Here is a 21235-nt window from a genome sequence, read left to right as displayed (position 1 = left end):
CGGAATTGCGCCTCCGCGTCGAAGCGGGACGGCCGCGGGCTTGGCTCCCTCTTCTCGGTAGAGCCCGCGCAATAGAGACCCCAACTCTCAAAACAACGGCAGCCGATCGTCCTGGATCAGGATCTCCAGCTTGTCCGATACATCCTGCGTCCAGGCCCGATGCCCAGTCAACGCCGCCGGGAAAAGTCCGGGCAGGGTGAACAGTGCCGCCGAAATCGCCGGGCCGGTGCGCGGGACATCGGCAATCAGCGCGGCGATCTCCGCGGCACGGGGATCGCGCAGCTCGTAACGATCGCCATTGCCATGCTCGCCGAGCGCATAACGCATCCATGCCGCAACGGCGATCGCATAGGTTTCCGCCCGATCACCACGCGCCAGCGCTTCGCATGCCGGTTCCAGCAGCCGCTGCGGCAGTTTCTGGGTGCCGTCCATCGCGATCTGGTAGGTGCGATGCGCGATCGCCTTGTTTGCAAAGCGTGCTATCAATTCGTTGGCATAGTCGTCGAGATCAATGCCGGGGACCGGATCGAGCGTTCTCGCGGCCGCATGCATGTGGCGGTAGGCAAGCGCTGCCAGGGCGGTATCGTCCATCACGTCGCGGATAAATTCATAGCCGCCGATATAACCAAGATAGGCGAGCAGCGAATGGGCGCCGTTCAGCATCCGGAGCTTCATCTTCTCGTAGGCCGAGACGTCTTCGACCATCAGCGCGCCGCGCACCTTGTCCCAGGCCGGCCGGCCATTGGCGAAATGGTCTTCGATGACCCATTGCGTAAAGGGTTCCGTCTCGATCGCCGCCATATCCGTGCGGCCCGTCAGCCGCTCGGCATCGGCATAGGTCGCGTCGGTGCTGGCCGGCGTGATGCGGTCGACCATTGTCGACGGGAAGGGTACATTCGCTTCGATCCAGCGATGCAGATCGGCATCGATACGGGAGGTGAATTCGAGTACCAGACGTTTCAAAACAGCGCCGTTGCTCGGCAAGTTGTCGCAGCTCAGCGGCGTAAAGGGCGCGATGCCCTTCTGCCGGCGGCGCGCGAGGCCTTCGACGAGATAGCCGATGACGCCGCGCGGCGCATGCCGGTTGGCGAGGTCGGCGACGATATCGGGATGTTTGAGGTCGAGGCCCCCGGTTGCTGGATCGAAACCATAGGCCTTTTCCGTCACTGTCATGCTGACGATGCGGATATCGGGGTCTTCGAGCCGCGCCAGCAGGCCGGCCGGATCGCGGGGCGCCACATGCGCCTTCAGGATCGAGCCGATCACCTCAGCCGTCGTGCCCGAGGTGTCACGGATCAGCGTCGTATAGAGCCCGTTCTGGGCACTGAGATTGTCGGCGACATCGGCGGTGCGCAGGCTTGCCACCTCGATGCCCCAGTCGCCGCCCTCCGCTGCGAGCGCGCCATCCGTAAAAGGCGCGAAATGCGCGCGGAAAAAGGCGCCGGGTCCCAGATGCAGGATGCCGCTTTTCAGCCGGCTGCGATCATAGGCGGGAAGCTTCGCCGTCGGGGCGAGGCCGGAAAGGGTCTGCAGTCGTTCGCTCACAGCTTGTAGGCCTTCTTCGCATTGCTATAGGAAAGTTCGCCCGCCACGATCTCGGCTTCGCTCTTGGAAATCCGGTGCTCGGCGGCGAGCCCGGCGAGAAAGCGGCAGACTTCGCGGCGCCAGACGTCATGCCGCGCCGGGATCGAAAGCAGCGCCCGCGTATCGTCGTTGAAGCCGGCCATGTTGGCGAAGCCCGCCGTTTCCACCACCTGGTCGAGATAGCGGCGAATGCCGAGCGGGCTGTCGTGGAACCACCAGGGCGGACCGATCATCAGGCAGGGCCAATGGCCGACCATCGGCGCCATCTCGCGCGCATAGGTCGTCTCGTCGAGGGTGAAGAGCAGCACCCGCAGGCCGGGCGCATGGCCGTATCTGGAAAGCAGCGCATTCAGCCCGCCGACCCAGTCGGTGCGCGTCGGGATATCGGCGCCCATATTCGGGCCGCGCGTCGCAAACAGCCCGCTGTCGGTGTTGCGCCGCGAGCCGGCGTGGATCTGCATGACCATGCCGTCTTCGGCCGAAAGCCCGGCCATCTCGGTCATCATCTGGCCGCGGAAGAGTTCGGCCTCTTCACGCGAAAGCGGCCCCTCCAGCGCCTTGTCGAGCAGCGCCTGCTTTTCGGCAAGCGGCAGGTCGGCGGTGAAGGCTGTCGGCACGCCGTGATCGGTCGCGGTGGCGCCGAACTGGCGGAAATAGGCGCGCCGGCGTCGATGCGCCTCGATCAGCCCGTCCCAGCGCGTCACATCGGCGCCGGTGATCTCTCCGAACTTGACGAGGTTGTCGCGGAAGCCGACGGCGTCGGGATCGGTGACGCTGTCCGGCCGGTAAGTGGTGCGGACCTTGCCGATCCAGCCGTCGGTCGCCATCTTCTGGTGATGGGCCAGCGGGTCGAGCGCGCCCTCCGTCGTCGCGATCGTTTCGATGCCGAATCGCTGGTGCAGCGCCCGCGGGCGGAATTCGGGAAGGGCAAGCTGAGCATTGATATGGTCGTAGAGCGCATCGGCATTATCAGCCGTCAGCGGCTCGGTGCAGCCGAGCACGGCCGACATCGCATGGTCGACCCAGAGGCTCGAAGGCGTTCCGCGGAAGAGATGGTAATGCTTCGCGAAAGTCCGCCAGATCGCCCGTCCCTCAGCCACCGGCTTGCCGTCGAGCCGCGGCACGCCGAGCTCGTCCAGGGCGACGCCGACGCTGTGCAGCATGCGGAAGAGATAATGATCGGGAATGACCAGCAGCGAAGCCGCGTCTTCGAAGGGCTTGTCGTCGGCGAACCAGGATGGTTCGGTATGCCCGTGCGGGCTGACGATCGGAAGATTGCGTACCGTCTCGTAGAGGTCGCGCGCAATGGTCCGTGTTGCCGGGTCGGCCGGAAAGAGCCGGTCCGGATGAAGAAAGCCGTTTCCTACATCCATCAGTATTCCTCCCTGATGGATAAGGGCCTACCCCACAACATCAGGCGCGGCAAGGTCTTTTAGTAACCAGATGGTTCGGTTTTTGCGCGTGGTTGCACCAGCCATCGAAAGCATTGACGAAGCGGCTAATTTCCGCTTTGGGAGAACCATCTGTACTGCCGGTTTCGGCAAAGGAGGATCGATGTCCGACGAGACGAACCGCATCACCCGGCTGGAAGAAATGCTGGCCCATCAGGCAAAGACGATCGAGGAACTTTCCGATCAGCTGACCGAGCAATGGAAGATCGTCGAGCAGATGCGCACCAAGCTCGACCGGCTGACCGAACGCTTCCTGTCGCTCGAGGAACAGTCGCTGGAAGCGCCTGCCGTCACCCGCCCGCCGCATTATTGACGACACGCGGCGAGAGGCCGCGTGCCCGATTTTCCTGGCTGGCTGATCAGACGCCGCCGATGCAGAGATATTTCATTTCCAGATAATCATCGGCGCCGTGGCGCGAGCCCTCGCGGCCGAGGCCGGATTGCTTGATGCCGCCGAAAGGCGCCGTCTCGGACGACATGATGCCGGTATTGATGCCGATCATGCCGTATTCCAGCGCTTCCGCCACCCGCCAGACCTTCTTCAGGTCGCCGGCATAGAAATAGGCGGCAAGGCCGAATTCCGTATCATTGGCTTGGGCGATGACATCCTCGGCCGTCTCGAAGCGGAAGAGCGGCGCTACCGGCCCGAAGGTTTCCTCGCGCGCCACCTTCATGCCGCGCGCAACGCCGGTCAGCACCGTCGGCGCAAAGAAGGTGCCGGCGCCGTCGATGCGCTTGCCGCCGATCAAAACCTTGGCGCCCTTGGCAAGCGCGTCACCCACATGGTCTTCCACCTTGGCAAGGCCCTGTTCGTCGATCAGCGGCCCGATCTCGACACCCGGCTGGAAGCCGTCGCCGACTGACATTGCAGCGACCTTGGCGGCAAGCTTGGCCGCAAAGGCGTCATAGACGCCCGACTGGATGTAGAGGCGGTTGGCGCAAACGCAGGTCTGGCCGGCATTGCGATATTTGGAGGCGATCGCGCCTTCGACGGCGGCGTCGAGATCGGCATCGTCGAAGACGATGAACGGCGCGTTGCCGCCGAGCTCCAGGCTCACCTTCTTGATCTGATCGGCGCACTGCCGCATCAGGATGCGGCCGACCTCCGTCGAGCCGGTGAAGCTGATCTTGCGCACCTTGTCGTTGCCGCAGAGCTCGCGGCCGATCGCCGGGCCGTCGATGCCGACGATGAGGTTGAAGACGCCGGCCGGAATGCCGGCCTGTTCGGCAAGCACGGCAAGGGCGATCGCCGTCAGCGGCGTCTGCTCGGCCGGCTTCGACACGACCGTGCAGCCGACGGCCAGCGCCGGCGCAATCTTGCGGGCAATCATCGCCGCCGGGAAATTCCATGGCGTGATCGTGCCGACGACGCCGACCGGCTGCTTGATGACGATCATGCGCTTGTCATTGGACGGCGCCGGGATCGTCTCGCCATAGATGCGCTTTGCCTCCTCAGCATACCATTCGATATAGGCGGCGGCATAAAGGATCTCGCCGCGCGCTTCGGCGAAGGGCTTGCCCATTTCGGCGGTCAGGATCGCGGCAAGTTCGTCGGCATTGGCGACCATCAGGTCGAACCATTTGCGCAGGATGACGCTGCGCTCCTTGGCCGGGCGGGTGGCCCAGGCCGGCTGGGCGGCATAGGCCGCATCGATCGCCGTCCGCGTTTCGGCAGCCCCCATATCGGGCAGCGAGGCAAGCAGCTCGCCGGTTGCCGGGTTGAGCACGTCGAAAGTCCCGGCGGCATCGCCTGACGTCCAGACGCCATTGATATAGCCGGCAGCGCGCAGGAACGGTGAAGAGAAGGGAATGTGTCTGGTCAGCGCGGTGGTGAAAGCCATGTCATATCTCCTTGGGAGCGGCTGCCGGTCGCCGGCAGCCATTGAAATCCGGTGCCTGTCGCCTCACTTGGCCGCACTCACTTCCAGCATCGAGGCCTCGAGAATATCGAGCGCCTCCCCGAGCACCTCGTCCTGGATGGTGATCGGCGCGAGGAAGCGGATGACGTTGCCGTGGACGCCGCAGGTGAGCAGGATCAGGCCCTTGTCGAGCGCTGTCAGCCGTACCCGGTTGGCGAATTCGGCGCTCGGCAAGCCCGTCGTCCGGTCGTTGAATTCGACGGCATTCATGAAACCCGGCCCACGGATATCGGCAATCTCAGGCACCGTCTCGCGCAGCGATTCCAGCCGCTGCTTCAATCGTCCGCCGAGCAGATTGGCGCGATTGCAAAGATCCTCGTCGGCGATGACGTCGAGGACGGCATGCGCTGCGGCGATGCCGATCGGATTGCCGCCATAAGTGCCGCCGAGCCCGCCCGGTCCCGGCGCGTCCATGATGTCGGCGCGGCCGGTGACGGCGGCGAGCGGAAAGCCGCCGGCAAGGCTCTTTGCCATCGTCGTCAGGTCGGCCGCCACCTCGTGGTGATCCATCGCGAACATCTTGCCGGTGCGGGCAAAACCGGTCTGCACCTCGTCGGCGATCAGTAGGATGCCGTGCTGGTCGCAGAGTTCGCGCAGCGCTTTCATGAAGGCCGCGGGCGCCGGGTAGAAACCGCCTTCGCCCTGGACGGGCTCGATAATGATGGCGGCGACCCGTTGCGGATCGACGTCGGCGGCAAAGAGCTTCTTCAGGGCCGCCAGCGACTGATCGGCGGTGACGCCGTGCAGCTCGACCGGGAAAGGAATATGGAAGACGTCGCCCGGCATCGCGCCGAAGCCGACCTTGTAGGGCACCACCTTGCCGGTCAGCGCCATGCCCATGAAGGTACGGCCATGGAAACCGCCCCCAAAGGCGATGACGGCCGAGCGGCCGGTCGCCGCCCGCGCAATCTTGACGGCGTTTTCGACCGCTTCGGCACCGGTCGTGACGAAGATGGTCTTCTTCTCGAAGTCACCCGGCACCAGCGCATTCAGCCGCTCGGCGAGACTGACATAGTTCTCATAGGGCACCACCTGATGGCAGGTATGGGTAAAGTGGTCGAGCTGTTCCTTGACCGCCGCAATCACGCGGGGATGGCGGTGGCCAGTATTGAGAACGGCGATGCCGGCGGCGAAATCGATGTAGCGGCGGCCTTCCTTGTCCCAGATCTCGGCATTTTCTGCGCGATCGGCATAAATCTGGGTCGTCATGCCGACGCCGCGGGAGATGGCGGCGTTCTTCCGGTCGGTAAGGCTTGTCGCGTTCATCGAATGTGCTCCTGCGCTAAAAAGCGTTTAGAATTATCTTGCAGAAGTTCTGCAAGCTATGTAAGAAACTCCTACATTTTTCCTGCAAGAAAACAAGCGGGATTTTTTGCTTCAAACATCACGCGTTTTGATGAATGTTCGCAGACGATTGGAATCGGGATGTTTCTGGATGAATGATAGCGGACCTGTACGCTACAAGGTGGCGGAGGCCGCAAGGCTGGCGGGTGTTTCGCCATCGACGCTGCGCCTCTGGGAAAGCCAGGGCCTGTTGGTTCCCGGCCGTTCGCAAACCGGCCATCGCCAATACAGCGCCGACGATGTGGCGCGGTTGAAGCGCATCTCCTGGTTTCGTGTCGAGCGTGGCCTCAATCCCGCGGCAATCCGCGAGGCGCTGGAAGGTGAGGAGCCTTCCGCCGATAGCGCCGAGGCAAGCCAGGGCGCCGGTCTTGGCCGCAAGCTGCGCAGCCTGCGCCATGCCGCCGGCAAGACGCTGGATCAGGTGGCCGGTGATATCGGCGTCACCTCCTCGACGCTTTCGACGCTGGAGCGCACCTCGCAGGGCGTGAGCTTCAAGACGCTGCATGACCTCGCTGAGTATTATGGGACCACCGTCTCGCGCCTTTCAGGCGAGGAAAGCGAGGAGGGATCGGCTGTGGTGCGTGCCGGGGAATGGCGCAGCTGGCCGGAAACGACGCCTGGAGTCGCGGTGCAGCTGCTGGCCGAAGGCCCGAGGATGATGGATTGCCATCGTTTCGTGCTGGCGCCGGGCGCTGCCAGCGAGGGCGCCTATCGTCACGAGGGCGAGGAATTCATGCATGTCCTGTCCGGCCGGCTCGAGCTGGTGCTCGACAGCGATCAGTTCTTCGATCTCGGCCCCGGCGATTCGCTTTATTTCGAAAGCCGCCGCTACCATTCCTGGCGTAACCGCCATGACGGCGAAACCGTGCTTCTCTGGATCAACACGCCGCCGACATTCTGAAACGCCTGCAGAGGAAGCGGTTTCGCATTTTGCAGCTTTGCGCTATAGCGCACTGCATAATTTCTTAGATCGGCATCGATTTAAGGATAAAATTACGCGGCAATTCAAAGTGCTGCAGCGTCCTAAGGAAAGACAGTCTCATGGCCGCCAACATACGTTATCACGAAGGTGATGTTTCCGCAGCCGATGCCGCGCGCTACACCGGCGCGATTGCCATCGACACCGAAACGCTCGGCCTGGTGCCGCGCCGGGACAGGCTCTGCGTCGTCCAGCTTTCACCGGGCGACGGCACCGCCGACGTCATCCGCATCGCCGCCGGTCAGAAAGAGGCCCCTAATCTCGTCGCCCTGCTCGAAGATCCGACCCATCAGAAGATCTTCCATTACGGCCGCTTCGATATTGCCGTGCTCTTCCACACTTTCGGCGTCACGACGAACCCGGTCTTCTGCACCAAGATCGCCTCGCGCCTGATCCGCACCTATACGGATCGCCACGGCCTCAAGGATAATCTCAAGGAGATGCTCGACGTCGATATCTCCAAGGCCCAGCAATCTTCCGATTGGGCAGCCGAGACGCTGTCTCCAGCCCAGCTCGAATATGCCGCTTCCGATGTTCTTTATCTGCATGCGTTGCGCGACAAGCTGACGGAACGCCTGCTTCGCGACGGCCGGTTTGACCATGCAACGGCTTGCTTTGCATTCCTGCCGACCCGCGCCAAGCTCGACCTGCTCGGCTGGGAAGAGGCCGATATCTTCGCCCATAGCTGATGAAAATCGCCCGCGACGTACGGGAAACAACAACCGTGGAAGCGGCTTGTCTATGGCCGTTAGCGATTCGTTAACGCCTCTTTCCTAAAATTCCCCTTAATATTTATGCATTTCGATGACGCTGGTATTGCGTCATGCGGACAGGAGGATCTGCGGGGATGCAAGGGGCCGGATGAGCGCGGTCCTCTATAGAGCCTGCTTTCATCGTCACTTTACGAAAGGAGCATGCCATGTTGACTCCCGTTCGTGCAGCGTCCAATGCAAGCTTTTCGTCTCAAGGCCAGACTGCGGCGATCGTCGCCGGCGGCCTCGGCCGTTCTGTGATTGCTCCCGCGCCGGTCAACGCCGTCGAAGCCGCCGACCTGAATTCCGCCATTGCCGGCAAGCTCAGTATCCTGCTCCTTGCCGCACGCGAGCGCATGATCGAAGCCCTCTTCGATGCCATAGATGCGGCCGGGCGCGCGATCTCGCTGGACCGCGGCGAGGACGAAACCAATCTTGCCTTCGCCTCCCGGCTTGCCGATGCCATCCAGCGGCTGCCGGCCGTCAAGATCGACGAGATCGAGCGCCAATTGACGGAGCAAGGCCACAGCCTGCCGCTTCGGATGATCGCCGCAGCCCTGAAGAACCCTGCAGGCCCGGAAGCGGCCCGCATCGTCGCCTATCTGGAAATCGTCCGCTACAAGGACCGCGATCTCGCCGCCCGCGCCGTCGTGCGCTCCTATGGCCAGAACGACGCTTCGCCGATGCGCGCCGAAGCCCGGCCGGAGATCCAGCTGCATGAGGATCATGCGCCTGTCGCCATGCGCCAGCCGGCAGGCAAGCTGTCGGCGCCGCCGGTGCACTGATCGAGGCCGCGGCCCTGGCGACCGCCGAGGAAACGGTGATCGCCGAGGCCGTGGAGGTAGCCGATCCGGAAACGCCGCGGCCTGAAGACCGGGCTCAGTCTGCGTCGGCAGCGGCAGGGGAGGTCGCCGCGGACAGATCTGAGCCGCGGAAGATCGACACCGCGCCAGCCTTGCCGGCCGAAGCCACACCGGCCGAGGACGCGCAGGAAACGCCGGAGGCGCCTGCGATCCAGCCCCGCGCCATGTCGGAAAAGGGCGATCCCGTCATTCCGAGGAACTGGACAGGAATTGCCGCTTCGATGACCGAAGAGGTTTCCGAGATGATCGTCACCATCATCCGCGAGCAGGATGTCGAAGCCGTACTGGAGGATGGTCCCATCGAAGCGGCCTTGGAGATCGATACGATCCTCGACGATGCCGTCATCAGCGATGCGGCCGAAACATTGACCAGGCAGCCGGCTGAGCTTGCAGCAGCGCCGATGCGCGCCCGTCCTCAGCGCCGCGCCCATCTCCGATGGAAACGGAGATCGTGGCTGCGGCTGCCCGCCAGCCGAAAGAGACCGACGCGCCGCCGCCAATGATGCCGATTCCCGAGACGACCGAGGCTGCCTATGTCCCGCTTGCGGCAAGGATGCCGGAGGGACTTGCCTATACGCAGCTGCCCTATCAGTTCGCCAAGGATGTCCCGGCGAACGGGAAGGCGGATGAAACCAGCCACCAGAATCAGCACCACCATGAGGGCGGGTCGCCAGATCAGCAGCAAGGGGATCAGCAGCAGGACGATCAGCAGCAGGCGCAGACCGGCAGCGGGGATGCCGCGGCCGATGGCGAAGCAGCCAATGCGGCGCCTCAGCGCAGGACGCCGAGGATGATCGATTCCGAGCCGACGCCATATCAGTCAGGCGCGGCCGCCGATCCGGTTTATGCGCTCTATCAGCGCATGGTCGGCTGGGAATAAAAGACCTGAAAATGAAGAACCCGCCGGATCGCTCCGGCGGGTTCTTCAATTCAAAGGCGGATGCGAGGCTTATTCGCCGCCGCGGTTCTTCAGGGCTGCGCCCAGGATGTCGCCGAGCGAAGCGCCGCTGTCGGACGAACCGAACTGAGCAACGGCTTCCTTCTCTTCCGCAATCTCCAGAGCCTTGATGGACAGCATGATCTTGCGGTCCTTCTTGGAGAAGTTGGTGACGCGGGCGTCGAACACCTGGCCGACCGAGAAGCGCTCGGGGCGCTGTTCGTCGCGGTCGCGGGCGAGGTCGGCGCGGCGGATGAAGGAAGTGATGTCCTCGTGGTTGACGAGCTTCACTTCGACGCCGCCGTCGTTGACCGCGATGACTTCGCAGGAAACGACTGCATTCTTGCGCAGGTCGCCCGATGCAGCGGCGTCGCCGACCGCATCCTTGCCGAGCTGCTTGATGCCGAGCGAGATGCGTTCCTTCTCGACATCGACGTCGAGAACGACGGCCTTGACGACGTCACCCTTGTTGAACTCCTCGATGACCTGTTCGCCCGGACGGTTCCAGTCGAGGTCGGAGAGGTGCACCATGCCGTCGACATCGCCGTCGAGGCCGATGAACAGGCCGAATTCGGTCTTGTTCTTGACTTCGCCTTCGACTTCAGTGCCGGCCGGATGGCTGCGGGCGAATGCTGCCCACGGGTTTTCCAGCGTCTGCTTGAGGCCGAGCGAGATACGGCGCTTGGACGGATCGACTTCGAGAACGACGACTTCGACTTCCTGGCTCGTCGACAGGATCTTGCCGGGGTGAACGTTCTTCTTGGTCCAGGACATTTCCGAGATGTGGATCAGGCCTTCGATGCCCGGCTCCAGCTCGACGAATGCACCGTAGTCGGTGATATTCGTGACGGTACCGGAAATCTTCTTGCCTTCCGGATACTTGGCCTGGATGCCATCCCACGGATCGCTCTCGAGCTGCTTCATGCCGAGCGAGATACGGTGGGTTTCCTGGTTGATGCGGATGATCTGAACCTTGACCTGCTGGCCGATGTTCAGGATTTCCGACGGATGGTTCACACGGCGCCATGCCATGTCGGTGACGTGCAGCAGGCCGTCGATGCCGCCGAGGTCGACGAACGCACCGTAATCGGTGATGTTCTTGACGACGCCGTCGACAACCTGGCCTTCTTCGAGGTTCTGAACGATTTCAGAACGCTGCTCGGCGCGGGATTCTTCCAGAACCGTACGGCGCGAAACCACGATGTTGCCGCGGCGCTTGTCCATCTTGAGGATTTCGAAGGGCTGCGGATTGTGCATCAGCGGGGTCACGTCGCGGATCGGACGAATATCGACCTGAGAACGCGGCAGGAAGGCGATCGCACCGTCGAGGTCGACTGTGAAGCCGCCCTTGACCTGGTTGAAGATCACGCCTTCGACGCGCTCGCCGGCTTCAAACTTGGCTTCGAGCTTGACCCAGCTTTCTTCGCGGCGAGCCTTCTCGCGCGACAGAACGGCTTCGCCGAGCGCGTTTTCGATGCGCTCAACGTAAACTTCGACTTCATCGCCAACCTTGAGCTGGCCATCCTTGGCGCGGGCGCCGAATTCCTTGAGCGCGATGCGGCCTTCGACCTTCAGGCCGACGTCGACAACGGCGACATCCTTTTCGATGCCCGTGACGATGCCCTTGGTGACATAGCCTTCGGCCAGATCGTTCTTGGCAAAGGACTCTTCGAGAAGGGCCGCGAAATCCTCGCGAGAGGGAGTAGCTACTGACATAAAATCTCCTGCGTGTCCTGAATAGGGAGCGGACACGTATGCGCCGGTTGGTTTGCGTTGAACGGGCCTGAACCCAGTCCGCCCTCTTTCACGAAGGCAATCCGGCGCTTGGACGGAATTTCAGGCTTGCTGCATTAAAAGCGATCCATGCTCTGAGCATGCAAAATCGCTTGAATTTAGGCATTTCGGCTCAAGACCGCATCGATGATCGATTGAGCGGCTCGAAACGCGGCCTCTATACTCATTTCCGACGTATCAAGCAAGTGCGCATCATCAGCTGGTTTCAAAGGGCTGTCGGCACGTCCCATGTCGCGTTCGTCGCGCCGCTTGACGTCCTCGAAAATAGCATCGAAATCCGCCGTCGCGCCCTTGCCCAGGATCTCGTCGTAACGGCGTCTGGCGCGGACCTCCGGCGTCGCCGTCACATAGAGCTTTACAGGTGCATCCGGGCAGACGACCGTGCCGATATCGCGCCCGTCGAGCACGGTTCCCGGCGCCTTCGTCGCAAATCGCCGTTGCGCCTCGACCAGGGCCCGGCGCACCGCCGGCATGACCGCTATTTTCGAGGCCGCTTCGCCGATCTCATGTTTGGAAAGTATATCGCGATCCAATCCGGCGAGTTCAACCTCCCGCGCGATCTTTTCCGCCACCGCCTCGTCGTCAAGCGGCAGGCCGGCGTCGAGCAGCGCCTTGGCCGTGGCGCGATAGGTCAGGCCGGTGTCGAGGTGGTGGAAGCCGTATTGCTCGGCGATGCGGCGCGAAAGCGTGCCCTTGCCCGCCGCAGCCGGGCCATCAATAGCGATGGTGAAAGTCTTGGTGGTCATGCGATCAATCCTGGGCAGCGGGCCAAAGGGCCCCGGCGCGAAGGCCGTGCGTGGCGTAATCTTTTGTAAAGGCACAGCATTTTCTTCGCAAGGCCGTCCTTTCCCGCGACGATCTTCGCTCGGTTCTGCGGCTGCCGCGGCTCGTTACCATAAACCCGCCGGCCGGTCATCCGCCGGCGCCGGAAATACCTTGCACTCCGATCATAAAGTTTGGCTTTGACATGGGCAGCCACAGCGATTAAGGGGACCGGCTTATAAATTCCGATGGAACGCCGGCTTGAACGGCATTTGCCGAATCTTGCATTCGGCCATTCTCACGAGGCTTATAGTGGCGAAAGCGGAACTTGGAACCAAGCGTACCGATCCGGAAACCGGCAAGAAGTTTTATGATCTGAACCGGGATCCGATCGTTTCTCCTTATACCGGCAAGTCCTACCCCCTGTCCTTCTTCGAGGAGACCTCGGCGATCGCCGACGTTGCCGAGGAAGACGAGGTTGCGGAAGTCGATACCGAAAACACCGAAGTCGAACTGGTTTCGCTTGAGGATGCCGATGACGCCGCCTCCGGCGACGACATCCCCGATATCGGCGACGACGATGTCGAAATCGAAGGCGATGACGACGACGATACCTTCCTCACACCCGACGAAGACGATGACGACGACGACATGAGCGACATCATCGGCGTGACCGGCGACGAAGACGAAGTCTGACGGCTGCATTTCGGCCCGGTGAGGAAAAAATTCTCCGGGCCGAATTTTTTAGGCTTGCTATCTCCGAAAACCGGAAGTAATAAGCCGCCACTCCGCAGGGCACGCCCTGCGAAGCATCCCAGGACCGGCCCTGTGCCGGACCACCTTGATGGGGCTATAGCTCAGCTGGGAGAGCGCTTGCATGGCATGCAAGAGGTCAGCGGTTCGATCCCGCTTAGCTCCACCACGCTTCGCCCTTACGGGCTTCGCGTGGCGCAGCCGCGAGAAACCGTTAGGCCGAAGCGGTGCCCGGCTGAATCCGGCTTCAACTTGCCTCCCCAACCGTAAGACCGATTGCCAATAACCGCAGGTGTATGCGAAAGCCGCGCAATTAGATCACGCGACGTGCCCAGCGCATTCAACGAAATGACTCCAGGAATAGAGACCATCGGCTGGCGCTGGCATCCCGCTCCCACGACCTCAACTCGGCTATTGCACCGATAAACCGGCAGCCTCTATTCCCGCAAGAAACCGTTTCTGATCCTCGGTCCGCGCCAGCCGCCTGGCGACCTCCTGCCTGATGTTCTGGATCAATGCGGGCGACTCGCGCCGGATCCAATCAAGCTGTTGCTCCGCCTCCTGCTTTTTTCCGAGCGCGCCAAGAATGGACAGCAATACGAGGCGATGCATCGGATTGTAGTTGAGATCAGACATGCGCGACCAGAGTTCCGCAGCCTGTATATCGCCCCGCATGAAGGCGCAGAGTGCCATTCCGACCTCGTAATATCCGCGGGGCCCCGCATTCTTGCCGACTGCTTCTGAAATCAGCTTGCAGCCTTTATCCCATTCCCCCGACATCGACAGGCGCAGGCCGTATTCACCGGCCACCTCGGTATCGTTCGGATTGCTGGCATAGGCGCTGGCGCCGGCGCTGAGAGCCGCAGCCGGATCATTGTCGAAAAAGTTGGCAAGCATCAGCGCCTGAAGAGCCCGTGCATTCTTCGGGTCGAGCCGCACCGCATGCTCTGCAAGTTGCTTTGCCAGGCCGAGCGTCGCGGCCGTCGCTTTGGTGTGAAGTTGGTATGAAAAACGGAACTCGTCGAGGTGGATCAGCGAAAGAAGGGCCACGACATTGGCATCGGCCGGCATCTTCTCCACGGCCCGTTGCAGGCAGGACTTCGCCATCTCATGCGCCTGCACGGTCATTTCGCTGCGGTAGCTGTAGTAGGATAGAATGCATGAATAGGTGTCCGTGCGTCCGGTGATGGTGGCGGTATCGGTCTGGAAGATGACGCCAAATGGGCGCGCGACCGCCGTCGCGATATCCCCGGCAAGGCTCGCTTGCGTTTTCGGGATGCCTTGTACCTGCATATCGGCATCGTAGTTGCTTGCCCAGATGACAGCCGCATCCGCCCGCCGCACCAGCCTTGCGGTCGAGCGCAGCACGCTGCCTTCGAGCCGCACACTTCCCTGCAAGGCATAGAGCGGTTCTGACGAAGGTTCGATGGTCTTATTCCGTGGCATGGCGGTGACGACAACGATGTCATTGAAGCGCACCAGCTTCTCGATGATGTCGTCGGTCATGCCGCGAGAGATATCGGAGGCAAGGTTCCCGCCAGACACGCTTTCAAAACGCTCGACAATAATGGTGGGGCGGGTGTTGGCGGCCGGTCCCGCTTCGCGCTCCATACTCGGCGATTCGACCTGCAAAATGAGAGCCGCTGCCGAGGCCAGGATAATCACCGCGCCTGCTGCAAGCAGCCAATATCGAGGCGAAAGGCGCCGGTTCCCGGTGTTCGGGCTGATCGCATCCGCTGCCACATGGATCTGTCTATCATCGGCGCCTGACAAACGCGGCCGTTCGGGCTGCTCGAACGGCAAGATATCAGCGGGTTCAGCGCTGCCGATGACATCGAAGACCGGCGCGTAGCCGCCCTTCGGGATGGTGATGATGATGCGGTCGGCGCCACCGGCTGTGAGATAATAGTGTTCGAGTTCCCGTCTCAGCCGGCCGGCTTCGATACGAACGCAGGGATCCTGCTGGGCATCGAAGTTCGCGTCCCGGCCAAAAACGGCCTGTGCGATCGTAAAGGCCTTCAGATAGTCGCGACGGCCCGCCAGCGTTTCCGTAACCACGAATTCTAGGAACTTCCTCGTCCGTTCGGGAAGGCGGAACTCCCGGCTGGAAAGAATGCGCTCAAGTTGCTGCTGTACCTCCTCCTGCGAGGCGGCGACCCTGTTTATGCCTGCACTCGTCATCGGTTCCCCCAGACGCCGATTGCGAACAACCTGCAGTACGCTGTCTTAAACGATAGTCTCGCCGCGGCGTAACAGCAATGCCGCCCGGCCGAATACCCTAACCAACGCTAAACGAATCCGATGATTAGCCCAAGGATGGACGTAGTCACGGCTTACGAAGTGCCGGCGTAGGATACCGTATTCTACCGGCGCCGTCATGTATCTTACTGCCTTAGTCTCCAAGCTCGCCCTATCATCGTTGTATATTCTGGAGGAGGCTGCGATGACATCACCTGAGAGCTCTACACCCCATTCCATGACAAGCGCAGAGGAACTGCGCAAACGTGCTCTGGAGCTTCAGCTCGTCGAGATGGAGCGCAACGAAAGGATCAAGGCGCGTGAAGCAAAGAAACACGCGGAATTCGTCGAGGATTTTTTCCGCAAGCAGATCGGCGAAACGGAACGCGCCGTCATCAAGCGACTTGTGATGAAAGCGGCGGCAGACGGCAAATACGAGGCACTGATCTATAGTTTTCCCTCGACGTTTTGCACCGACAGCGGCCGTGCCATCAACAACAACCTGCCGGGATGGCAGAAGACGCTGCAGGGAAAGGCAAAGGAACTCCTGGAACTCTTCGAGCAGGTGGCCAAGCCGCAGGGTTATGGGCTGAAGGCCATGATCATCAACTTCCCGGACAACATGCCCGGAGACGTCGGCTTCTTCCTTACTTGGGAGCCGCCGGTCGACTGACCCGCAGTAAAGTAGGGGCTGATCAAGTTGAAAGCGATCGAGATCGAGCGCAAGTTCCTCGTGCGTAACGATAGCTGGCGCGATTGTGCCGGCATTTCGCATGTCCTGCAGCAAGCTTATTTATCTCGCGATGAGAATTCGGTCCGCGTTCGCTTGATCGACGATCGTTCTGCTTGCCTGACGATCAAATTCCGCACGACAGGGCTCGCCAAAGACGAATATGAATACGAGATTCCCGTCGAGGAGGCGCGGGATCTGCTTTGCCATGCGACCGGCCACGTCATTGAGAAAACGCGCTATCGGGTCCTGCACGAGGGCAGAAACTGGGATGTCGACGTCTTTGCCGGAGCCTATGAGGGATTGACGCTCGCCGAGATCGAAATGGCGAGCGAAGACGATCTGCCGGTCCTGCCGCAATGGCTTGGGCGAGAAGTCACGGGCAACGATCGCTATTCCAACCGCGCTATGGCCGCGGCCTCCAGGAAGCCTCCCCTGGGTGCAGCATGCGGCGGCTGATGACGGCGCCCGTCTGAAGAGGCGCAGGGCGCTGTAAGAGCCTATTCGCTGACAACCGTCCAATTGGCGTCCGGATTGAATTCCTTGATCGCGGCGGCGCGCTGGTCCGTTTGCGGCCCGAGATCGCGTTGATAGATGACGTTCATCCCGTTGACGATAAAAGTCTGCACGCCGGTCACCCGATATGAAACCGGCCAGGCGATGAGCGCAAAGCCGCCGGTCATGTAACCATTGACGAGGTAGCTTTGTTTGCCGCCGAGCACATTGTCGCCCTGGGCTGTCAGGATGCGATAGCGATATCCGAAATAACCTTCCCCGCGTTTGGCGGCACCGAAGGCAGCGGTCTCGACCAGCGCGCTTGCCGGGCTTTCCTCCGGATAGACGCTCGGATCCCAGTAAAGGCCGTCCAGCTTGCCGGGACTGCTGATCAATTTTTTGGCGAACTCGTAAATACCGTCACCGTCGCGATCGTCGGATGCATATTGATATTGTGCCGCCACATATTCGTGCATTGTGTCGATCGTCGCGAGTTCGTTTTCGCCGACGCGCCGATTGACGATCTCCTCCAGGCCGCGCTGCGTGTTGAAGGACCATTTCCCGTCCTTGCCCTCGGTGAGCGGAAACGGCAGGGGCCAGAGACGGTCGCCGATCGCAATGAACTTCCGTCCGCCGAGGTCCTCCAGGATCATCTGCCGCGCGGCGCCTTCGCGGATCAGCCCATAGGTGATCATCGCCTCGTTGCTGGACCGCAGCTTGTCCGCCTTCAGGCCGAGAAGGCCTGCGAAGCCGTCGACATCGTTGGAAGCCAGCACTGCCTTGAGGCGATCGAGAACCGCCGCCGGCGTGCCAAACGACGGCGTCGGACCCGCCGCCGCAAACTCGGTGAGATCGGTCTGCATCTGCGATACCGACGGGGTCGCGGAAACCACGCAGAGCACGGTAGAAAGCATAAGCGGGATCAAGGTTGATTGAGTTCTCATCATATAACTCCGGCAATCTTGGAAGGAAGGTATTTATCGCCGGCCGCCGCCGCCACGGCCACCGCCGCCACCACCACGGCCGCCGCCACCACCACGCGATACCGGAGGACGGGAGCGCTGTGGCGTCGCACGCGGTGCAGAGCGAGGTTGGCCGCCCATGCTCTGCGCACCCCGCTTTGAAGAGACAGCCTCCCGGCGGCCGGATTGGACATTGCCAAGCGCATTCGGCTGCCGGTTGCGATTATCGGGCCTGGCGGCCATCTGCGGCTTGTTGGGCTTTTTGACCGATTTCTGTGCGGGCTTGGCTGTGCGATTGGCCGATTGAGGACGGGCCTCGGGCCGGGTTACGTTCTGACGATTGGCGGCCGTGGGCTTGTTTCCCTGCGGTTTGGACTTCAGCCCTTGCACCGTGCCTTTTCGGATGTCGTCGGCGCGCGCCGCCGTACCACGATTGCCCGGCCTCTCACCTGCCTGGAAATCCTTGGCTTGGTTCCGAAGCTGGTTGCGGTTGTCGGCTTGCAGGCCGGACTTGATCGTCGAACGGTCCAGCTTGGCAAGCTGGTCCTTGCCGATGCTCATTTTGCTGCGATCGACCTTCGACCAATCGACATCGTTCCACTTCATCTTGCCATTGAAGTTTCGACCGTTCAGGCAGTTGTTGCAGTCGATGTCGATGTCACCACCGCCCCAGCGACCGCCCCATACCCCCCAGTCGTCCCAATTGACGACGGCCGCCCAGGCGAGCCCGGTGACCGCGCCGGCAAAGAAAGCGGCTCCGGGATAGTAGTAATTGTCGTATGGCTCCGGATAGTAGGAGATCGGTTCCGAAGCATAGCCGGGCTCGTAAAGCATCTCCGGCGGATATTGCGGGATGTAGACCTTCTCGGGATCGGTCGGCCGAATGATGATGTTGTCGTTTTCGGTGACAAGCGTCACCTTGTCATCCGTCTTGATAATGTTTTTTGCCACGGCTTCGTCGCGAAGTTGCTGAATGGCAATCAGCACATCCTTCTGCTGATTGGTGAGCGCATCGGCAAGCGATTGGGTCCAATCGAGATCCTCGCTCATCATCTTGACGATATCGGGGTAGTTCAGCAACGAGACGACGCTGCCGTCCCAGTCGCTCTTGGGCTTGAGGTTGTCGTTCTTCTTTTTCGTATCCAGAAAACGCTGGGCTTCGATGATCTGCAGGGGGAAGAGCGATGCCGCTGAAATCGCCGCGACCAGTTCGTCCGGATAGAGCGCGATCCGCGCCACGAGGACTTCAAGTTCATCGTCTGAAAGGAGTGTCGCGGCGGACTGTTCCGAGTCCGCCTCGTTGGCCGTGGCAGAGGGTGCAGGAGCCTGCGCTCTGACAGGGAGTACCGGCTGCAATGCGACGATCGCTAGGGTCGACAAGCCAATCAGCAGCTTGCGGGAAACTCTATTCATCGGACAAGGACCTCCCTTGAATCGGTTGAAGGACGGACGCGTTTACGGAGATTTAGGACCGGTGACAGGTGGTCGTCTGAGCATCACAACTTTCGATTGTGCCATCGCTTCCCTCATCTCTTTCAGCAACGCTTCGACCAGGCCGGCATATTCGAGCCGCCGCGCCTCCCTCACCGCGTCAGACAGCTCTTCGACATGCGCCAGTGCTTGAGCCGCCGCAGCAAGATCTTCGCACATGCTGTGAAAGGCCTCGTTGACGTAGAAAAGTCGCTGGACCAGCCTTGCCTGATCGGGAAAATGACCTTCTGCCGCTTCAAGGGCGGACAAATATGTCGAACCACGCTCTCCCGACACCATCTGTGCCCCCGCCACCGAACTGCGCCAGCAGATACAGAACTATATATCAGGCGAAGTGCCTCAAGACGTAAAATACGCGATCCTACGGTGGTCGGCGCTCCAATCGATTTGCGCATTCGACAAACAAGCCGTGAAATGGGATGCACCTGCCGATCCGGCGTTTTTTCTCTTCCAGCTCAGGCAATCCCTCGAGGCGGATCGCCTGCGCGCGGCTCGATAGAGATTACGCGATGCTACGGGTCTTTGCGCCGAAACGGGCTTATTATCCGGTCCTCGCTTGCGATCAAAAATGGCTCGGGCAGACCAAGCCGGAAGGGGGATACGTGTTTCTCGACTATTTTGCCTTGGGCGTCTTGGTCTTCGTCGTGATCACGCTTTTCTATGCCGTCATCGCAATTCACGACATTCCCCACCTGATGGCCAAGGCACGAAATCACCCCCATCAGGACGCCATCCATGTTGCCGGATGGGTCAGCCTCTTCACCCTCCACGTGATCTGGCCGTTTCTGTTCATTTGGGCAACGCTTTACCGCGAAGACAGGGGCTGGGGCATCCGACAGGATGGAAAATTATCGACGGAAGTTGAAGCGAATGCGGAAATTGCTCGTCTCCATGCAAGAATCGCCGAGCTCGAAACAAAGACGCTGGAGAAGGAGAACGCCTGATGGATCTGCTCCTCATACTCACCTACGCCGCGATCTGTTGGGCAATTTTCAAAATATTCAGGATCCCGGTAAACCAGTGGACGCTCGCGACCGCGGTCCTTGGAGGTATCTTCCTTATTTCTACCCTCCTGCTCCTGATGAGCTATAACCATCCCTATTCGAGCGACGGTCGCATTTATTTCACCTCGGCTCCGGTTATTCCCGTCGTCGGAGGCCAAGTCGTCGAGGTCCCGGTGACAGCAAATGCGCCGTTGAAGAAGGGCGATATCCTCTTTCGCATAGATCCACGGCCCTACCAGTTTACCGTCGATCAAAAGAAAGCGGCGCTCGCCGAAGCCGAGCAGTCCGTCCTGCAGTTGAAAGCGGCGATGGATGCAGCCAATTCAGGGGTCACGGGCGCCGAGGCCTCAAGGGACAGATCCCAACAGGCCTTCGAAAAGTTCCAGCAGACGAACGAGAATGCAAAGTCGAGCGGTAGGGGCGCCGTCTATTCCGAGCTCGAGGTCGAAAACCGACGCGGCATCTACCTGACGTCGGAGGCTGCGGTCGCCACGGCCCGCGCGCAAGCGGTGCAGGCAAAGCTTGCCTATGAGTCCCAGATCAACGGAACCAACCCGACTGTTGCAAGGCTGCAAGCGGAATTGCACAATGCTGAGTACGAACTAGACCAGACGGTCGTGCGGGCGCCGACCGATGGCTACGTGACGCAGGTGTTCCTGCGCCCTGGAATGATGGCCAACCCCTTGCCCTTGCGGCCGGTCATGGTCTTCATCGACAGTCAGGACCGCATGCTGGCCGCAGCCTTCATCCAGAATTCGCTGCAGCGCGTCCGTGTCGGCGACGAGGCGGAGGTCTCCTTCAAAGCGGTGCCCGGCAAGATATTCAAGGCGCGGGTTCAAGAGGTCATCGATGTGATGGCCCAGGGGCAACTGCAGCCGAGCGGTGCGCTCATCGATCCGCAATCGCCTGAGCGCATATCGCCCGGACAAACGCTGGCTCGGATCGAGTTGCTCGAAAGTACCGACGAATATCAACTGCCGGGCGGCGTCGTCGCCGAGGTCGCGGTCTACACCCACCATTGGCACCATGTCGCGGTCCTTCGGAAGGTGCTGCTGCGGATGAGCAGCTGGATGAACTTCGTGTTCCTCGAGCACTAAAGACATATCCGCAAACACCCTGTCTCGGTTTGCACAGCGAAAACAAAGATCGAGCGGGCGCCGAGCGGGCACGGGGCGCC

The 21235-nt window shown here is 61.2% G+C and carries 18 protein-coding genes, 1 tRNA gene and 1 pseudogene; 10 read left to right on the top strand and 10 right to left on the bottom strand.

The window, feature by feature from the left end:
* Positions 1-87: 87 nt before the first annotated feature.
* Both ACS4RS_RS07435 and uxaC read right to left on the bottom strand, forming a co-directional pair.
* Positions 88-1545 (bottom strand): mannitol dehydrogenase family protein, encoded by a 1458-nt coding sequence (locus ACS4RS_RS07435; protein ID WP_439011490.1) that lies wholly within the window; start codon positions 1543-1545, stop codon positions 88-90.
* Positions 1542-2957 (bottom strand): glucuronate isomerase, encoded by a 1416-nt coding sequence (uxaC, locus tag ACS4RS_RS07430; protein ID WP_439011491.1) that lies wholly within the window; start codon positions 2955-2957, stop codon positions 1542-1544. The genes ACS4RS_RS07435 and uxaC overlap by 4 nt, the downstream gene beginning before the upstream one ends.
* A gap of 181 nt (positions 2958-3138) precedes the next feature.
* Between uxaC and ACS4RS_RS07425 the strand changes: the two genes are divergently transcribed.
* Entirely contained in the window at positions 3139-3348 is a 210-nt protein-coding gene (locus ACS4RS_RS07425) for a SlyX family protein (protein WP_439011492.1), read from the top strand.
* Between the two features lie 46 nt (positions 3349-3394).
* Here ACS4RS_RS07425 and ACS4RS_RS07420 read toward each other — a convergent pair whose 3' ends face one another.
* Both ACS4RS_RS07420 and ACS4RS_RS07415 read right to left on the bottom strand, forming a co-directional pair.
* Entirely contained in the window at positions 3395-4876 is a 1482-nt protein-coding gene (locus ACS4RS_RS07420) for an NAD-dependent succinate-semialdehyde dehydrogenase (protein WP_439011493.1), read from the bottom strand.
* 63 nt (positions 4877-4939) lie between these two features.
* Positions 4940-6220 (bottom strand): 4-aminobutyrate--2-oxoglutarate transaminase, encoded by a 1281-nt coding sequence (locus ACS4RS_RS07415; protein WP_439011494.1) that lies wholly within the window; start codon positions 6218-6220, stop codon positions 4940-4942.
* A gap of 169 nt (positions 6221-6389) precedes the next feature.
* Between ACS4RS_RS07415 and ACS4RS_RS07410 the strand changes: the two genes are divergently transcribed.
* From ACS4RS_RS07410 to ACS4RS_RS07400, 3 genes and pseudogenes are all read left to right on the top strand, one after another.
* On the top strand, positions 6390-7199 hold the full coding sequence (locus tag ACS4RS_RS07410) for a MerR family transcriptional regulator (RefSeq protein WP_439011495.1): 810 nt from the start codon (positions 6390-6392) through the stop codon (positions 7197-7199).
* Between the two features lie 140 nt (positions 7200-7339).
* Positions 7340-7966, top strand: a complete 627-nt coding sequence (locus ACS4RS_RS07405; protein ID WP_439011496.1) for a ribonuclease D — start codon at positions 7340-7342, stop codon at positions 7964-7966.
* Positions 7967-8196: 230 nt separating this feature from the next.
* Positions 8197-9772: pseudogene (locus tag ACS4RS_RS07400) on the top strand (hypothetical protein).
* Positions 9773-9841: 69 nt separating this feature from the next.
* On the opposite strand, the gene rpsA reads toward ACS4RS_RS07400, so the two are convergent.
* Together rpsA and cmk are read right to left on the bottom strand one after the other, a co-directional pair.
* Positions 9842-11545 (bottom strand): 30S ribosomal protein S1, encoded by a 1704-nt coding sequence (gene rpsA, locus ACS4RS_RS07395; protein ID WP_003571265.1) that lies wholly within the window; start codon positions 11543-11545, stop codon positions 9842-9844.
* A 176-nt stretch (positions 11546-11721) separates the two neighbouring features.
* Positions 11722-12369: a (d)CMP kinase gene (cmk, locus tag ACS4RS_RS07390; protein WP_439011498.1), complete on the bottom strand. Its 648-nt coding sequence runs from the start codon at positions 12367-12369 to the stop codon at positions 11722-11724.
* Between the two features lie 328 nt (positions 12370-12697).
* Between cmk and ACS4RS_RS07385 the strand changes: the two genes are divergently transcribed.
* Together ACS4RS_RS07385 and ACS4RS_RS07380 are read left to right on the top strand one after the other, a co-directional pair.
* Positions 12698-13081 carry a TIGR02300 family protein gene (locus ACS4RS_RS07385; protein ID WP_003589408.1) on the top strand — a complete coding sequence of 128 codons (384 nt, stop codon included), beginning with the start codon at positions 12698-12700 and terminating at the stop codon, positions 13079-13081.
* A 150-nt stretch (positions 13082-13231) separates the two neighbouring features.
* Positions 13232-13307: transfer RNA gene (locus tag ACS4RS_RS07380), tRNA-Ala, on the top strand.
* A 242-nt stretch (positions 13308-13549) separates the two neighbouring features.
* On the opposite strand, the gene ACS4RS_RS07375 is transcribed toward ACS4RS_RS07380, so the two are convergent.
* Positions 13550-15319, bottom strand: a complete 1770-nt coding sequence (locus ACS4RS_RS07375) for a hypothetical protein (RefSeq protein WP_439011499.1) — start codon at positions 15317-15319, stop codon at positions 13550-13552.
* A 262-nt stretch (positions 15320-15581) separates the two neighbouring features.
* Here ACS4RS_RS07375 and ACS4RS_RS07370 point away from each other — a divergent pair, with 262 nt between their 5' ends.
* Both ACS4RS_RS07370 and ACS4RS_RS07365 read left to right on the top strand, forming a co-directional pair.
* Positions 15582-16049 carry a hypothetical protein gene (locus ACS4RS_RS07370; RefSeq protein ID WP_439011500.1) on the top strand — a complete coding sequence of 156 codons (468 nt, stop codon included), beginning with the start codon at positions 15582-15584 and terminating at the stop codon, positions 16047-16049.
* A gap of 27 nt (positions 16050-16076) precedes the next feature.
* Positions 16077-16565, top strand: a complete 489-nt coding sequence (locus ACS4RS_RS07365) for a CYTH domain-containing protein (protein ID WP_439011501.1) — start codon at positions 16077-16079, stop codon at positions 16563-16565.
* Positions 16566-16606: 41 nt separating this feature from the next.
* On the opposite strand, the gene ACS4RS_RS07360 is transcribed toward ACS4RS_RS07365, so the two are convergent.
* Genes ACS4RS_RS07360 through ACS4RS_RS07350 form a run of 3 tightly spaced genes read right to left on the bottom strand, consistent with a single transcriptional unit; the run spans position 16607 to position 19333 of the window.
* Complete coding sequence (locus ACS4RS_RS07360; RefSeq protein WP_439011502.1) at positions 16607-17545, bottom strand: DUF2950 family protein; 939 nt, start codon at positions 17543-17545, stop codon at positions 16607-16609.
* A 33-nt stretch (positions 17546-17578) separates the two neighbouring features.
* Entirely contained in the window at positions 17579-18976 is a 1398-nt protein-coding gene (locus tag ACS4RS_RS07355) for a DUF3300 domain-containing protein (protein WP_449313934.1), read from the bottom strand.
* Positions 18977-19018: 42 nt separating this feature from the next.
* Positions 19019-19333: a hypothetical protein gene (locus tag ACS4RS_RS07350; protein WP_439011504.1), complete on the bottom strand. Its 315-nt coding sequence runs from the start codon at positions 19331-19333 to the stop codon at positions 19019-19021.
* Positions 19334-19656: 323 nt separating this feature from the next.
* Between ACS4RS_RS07350 and ACS4RS_RS07345 the strand changes: the two genes are divergently transcribed.
* Together ACS4RS_RS07345 and ACS4RS_RS07340 are read left to right on the top strand one after the other, a co-directional pair.
* Entirely contained in the window at positions 19657-19998 is a 342-nt protein-coding gene (locus ACS4RS_RS07345; protein WP_439011874.1) for a DUF3302 domain-containing protein, read from the top strand.
* Positions 19998-21155 (top strand): efflux RND transporter periplasmic adaptor subunit, encoded by a 1158-nt coding sequence (locus tag ACS4RS_RS07340; protein WP_439011505.1) that lies wholly within the window; start codon positions 19998-20000, stop codon positions 21153-21155. The genes ACS4RS_RS07345 and ACS4RS_RS07340 overlap by 1 nt, the downstream gene beginning before the upstream one ends.
* Positions 21156-21235 lie beyond the last annotated feature (80 nt).

This window comes from Rhizobium sp. F40D2 (genome assembly GCF_051810745.2).
Lineage (GTDB): Bacteria > Pseudomonadota > Alphaproteobacteria > Rhizobiales > Rhizobiaceae > Rhizobium.
This window is presented reverse-complemented; position numbering and strand designations above follow the sequence as displayed.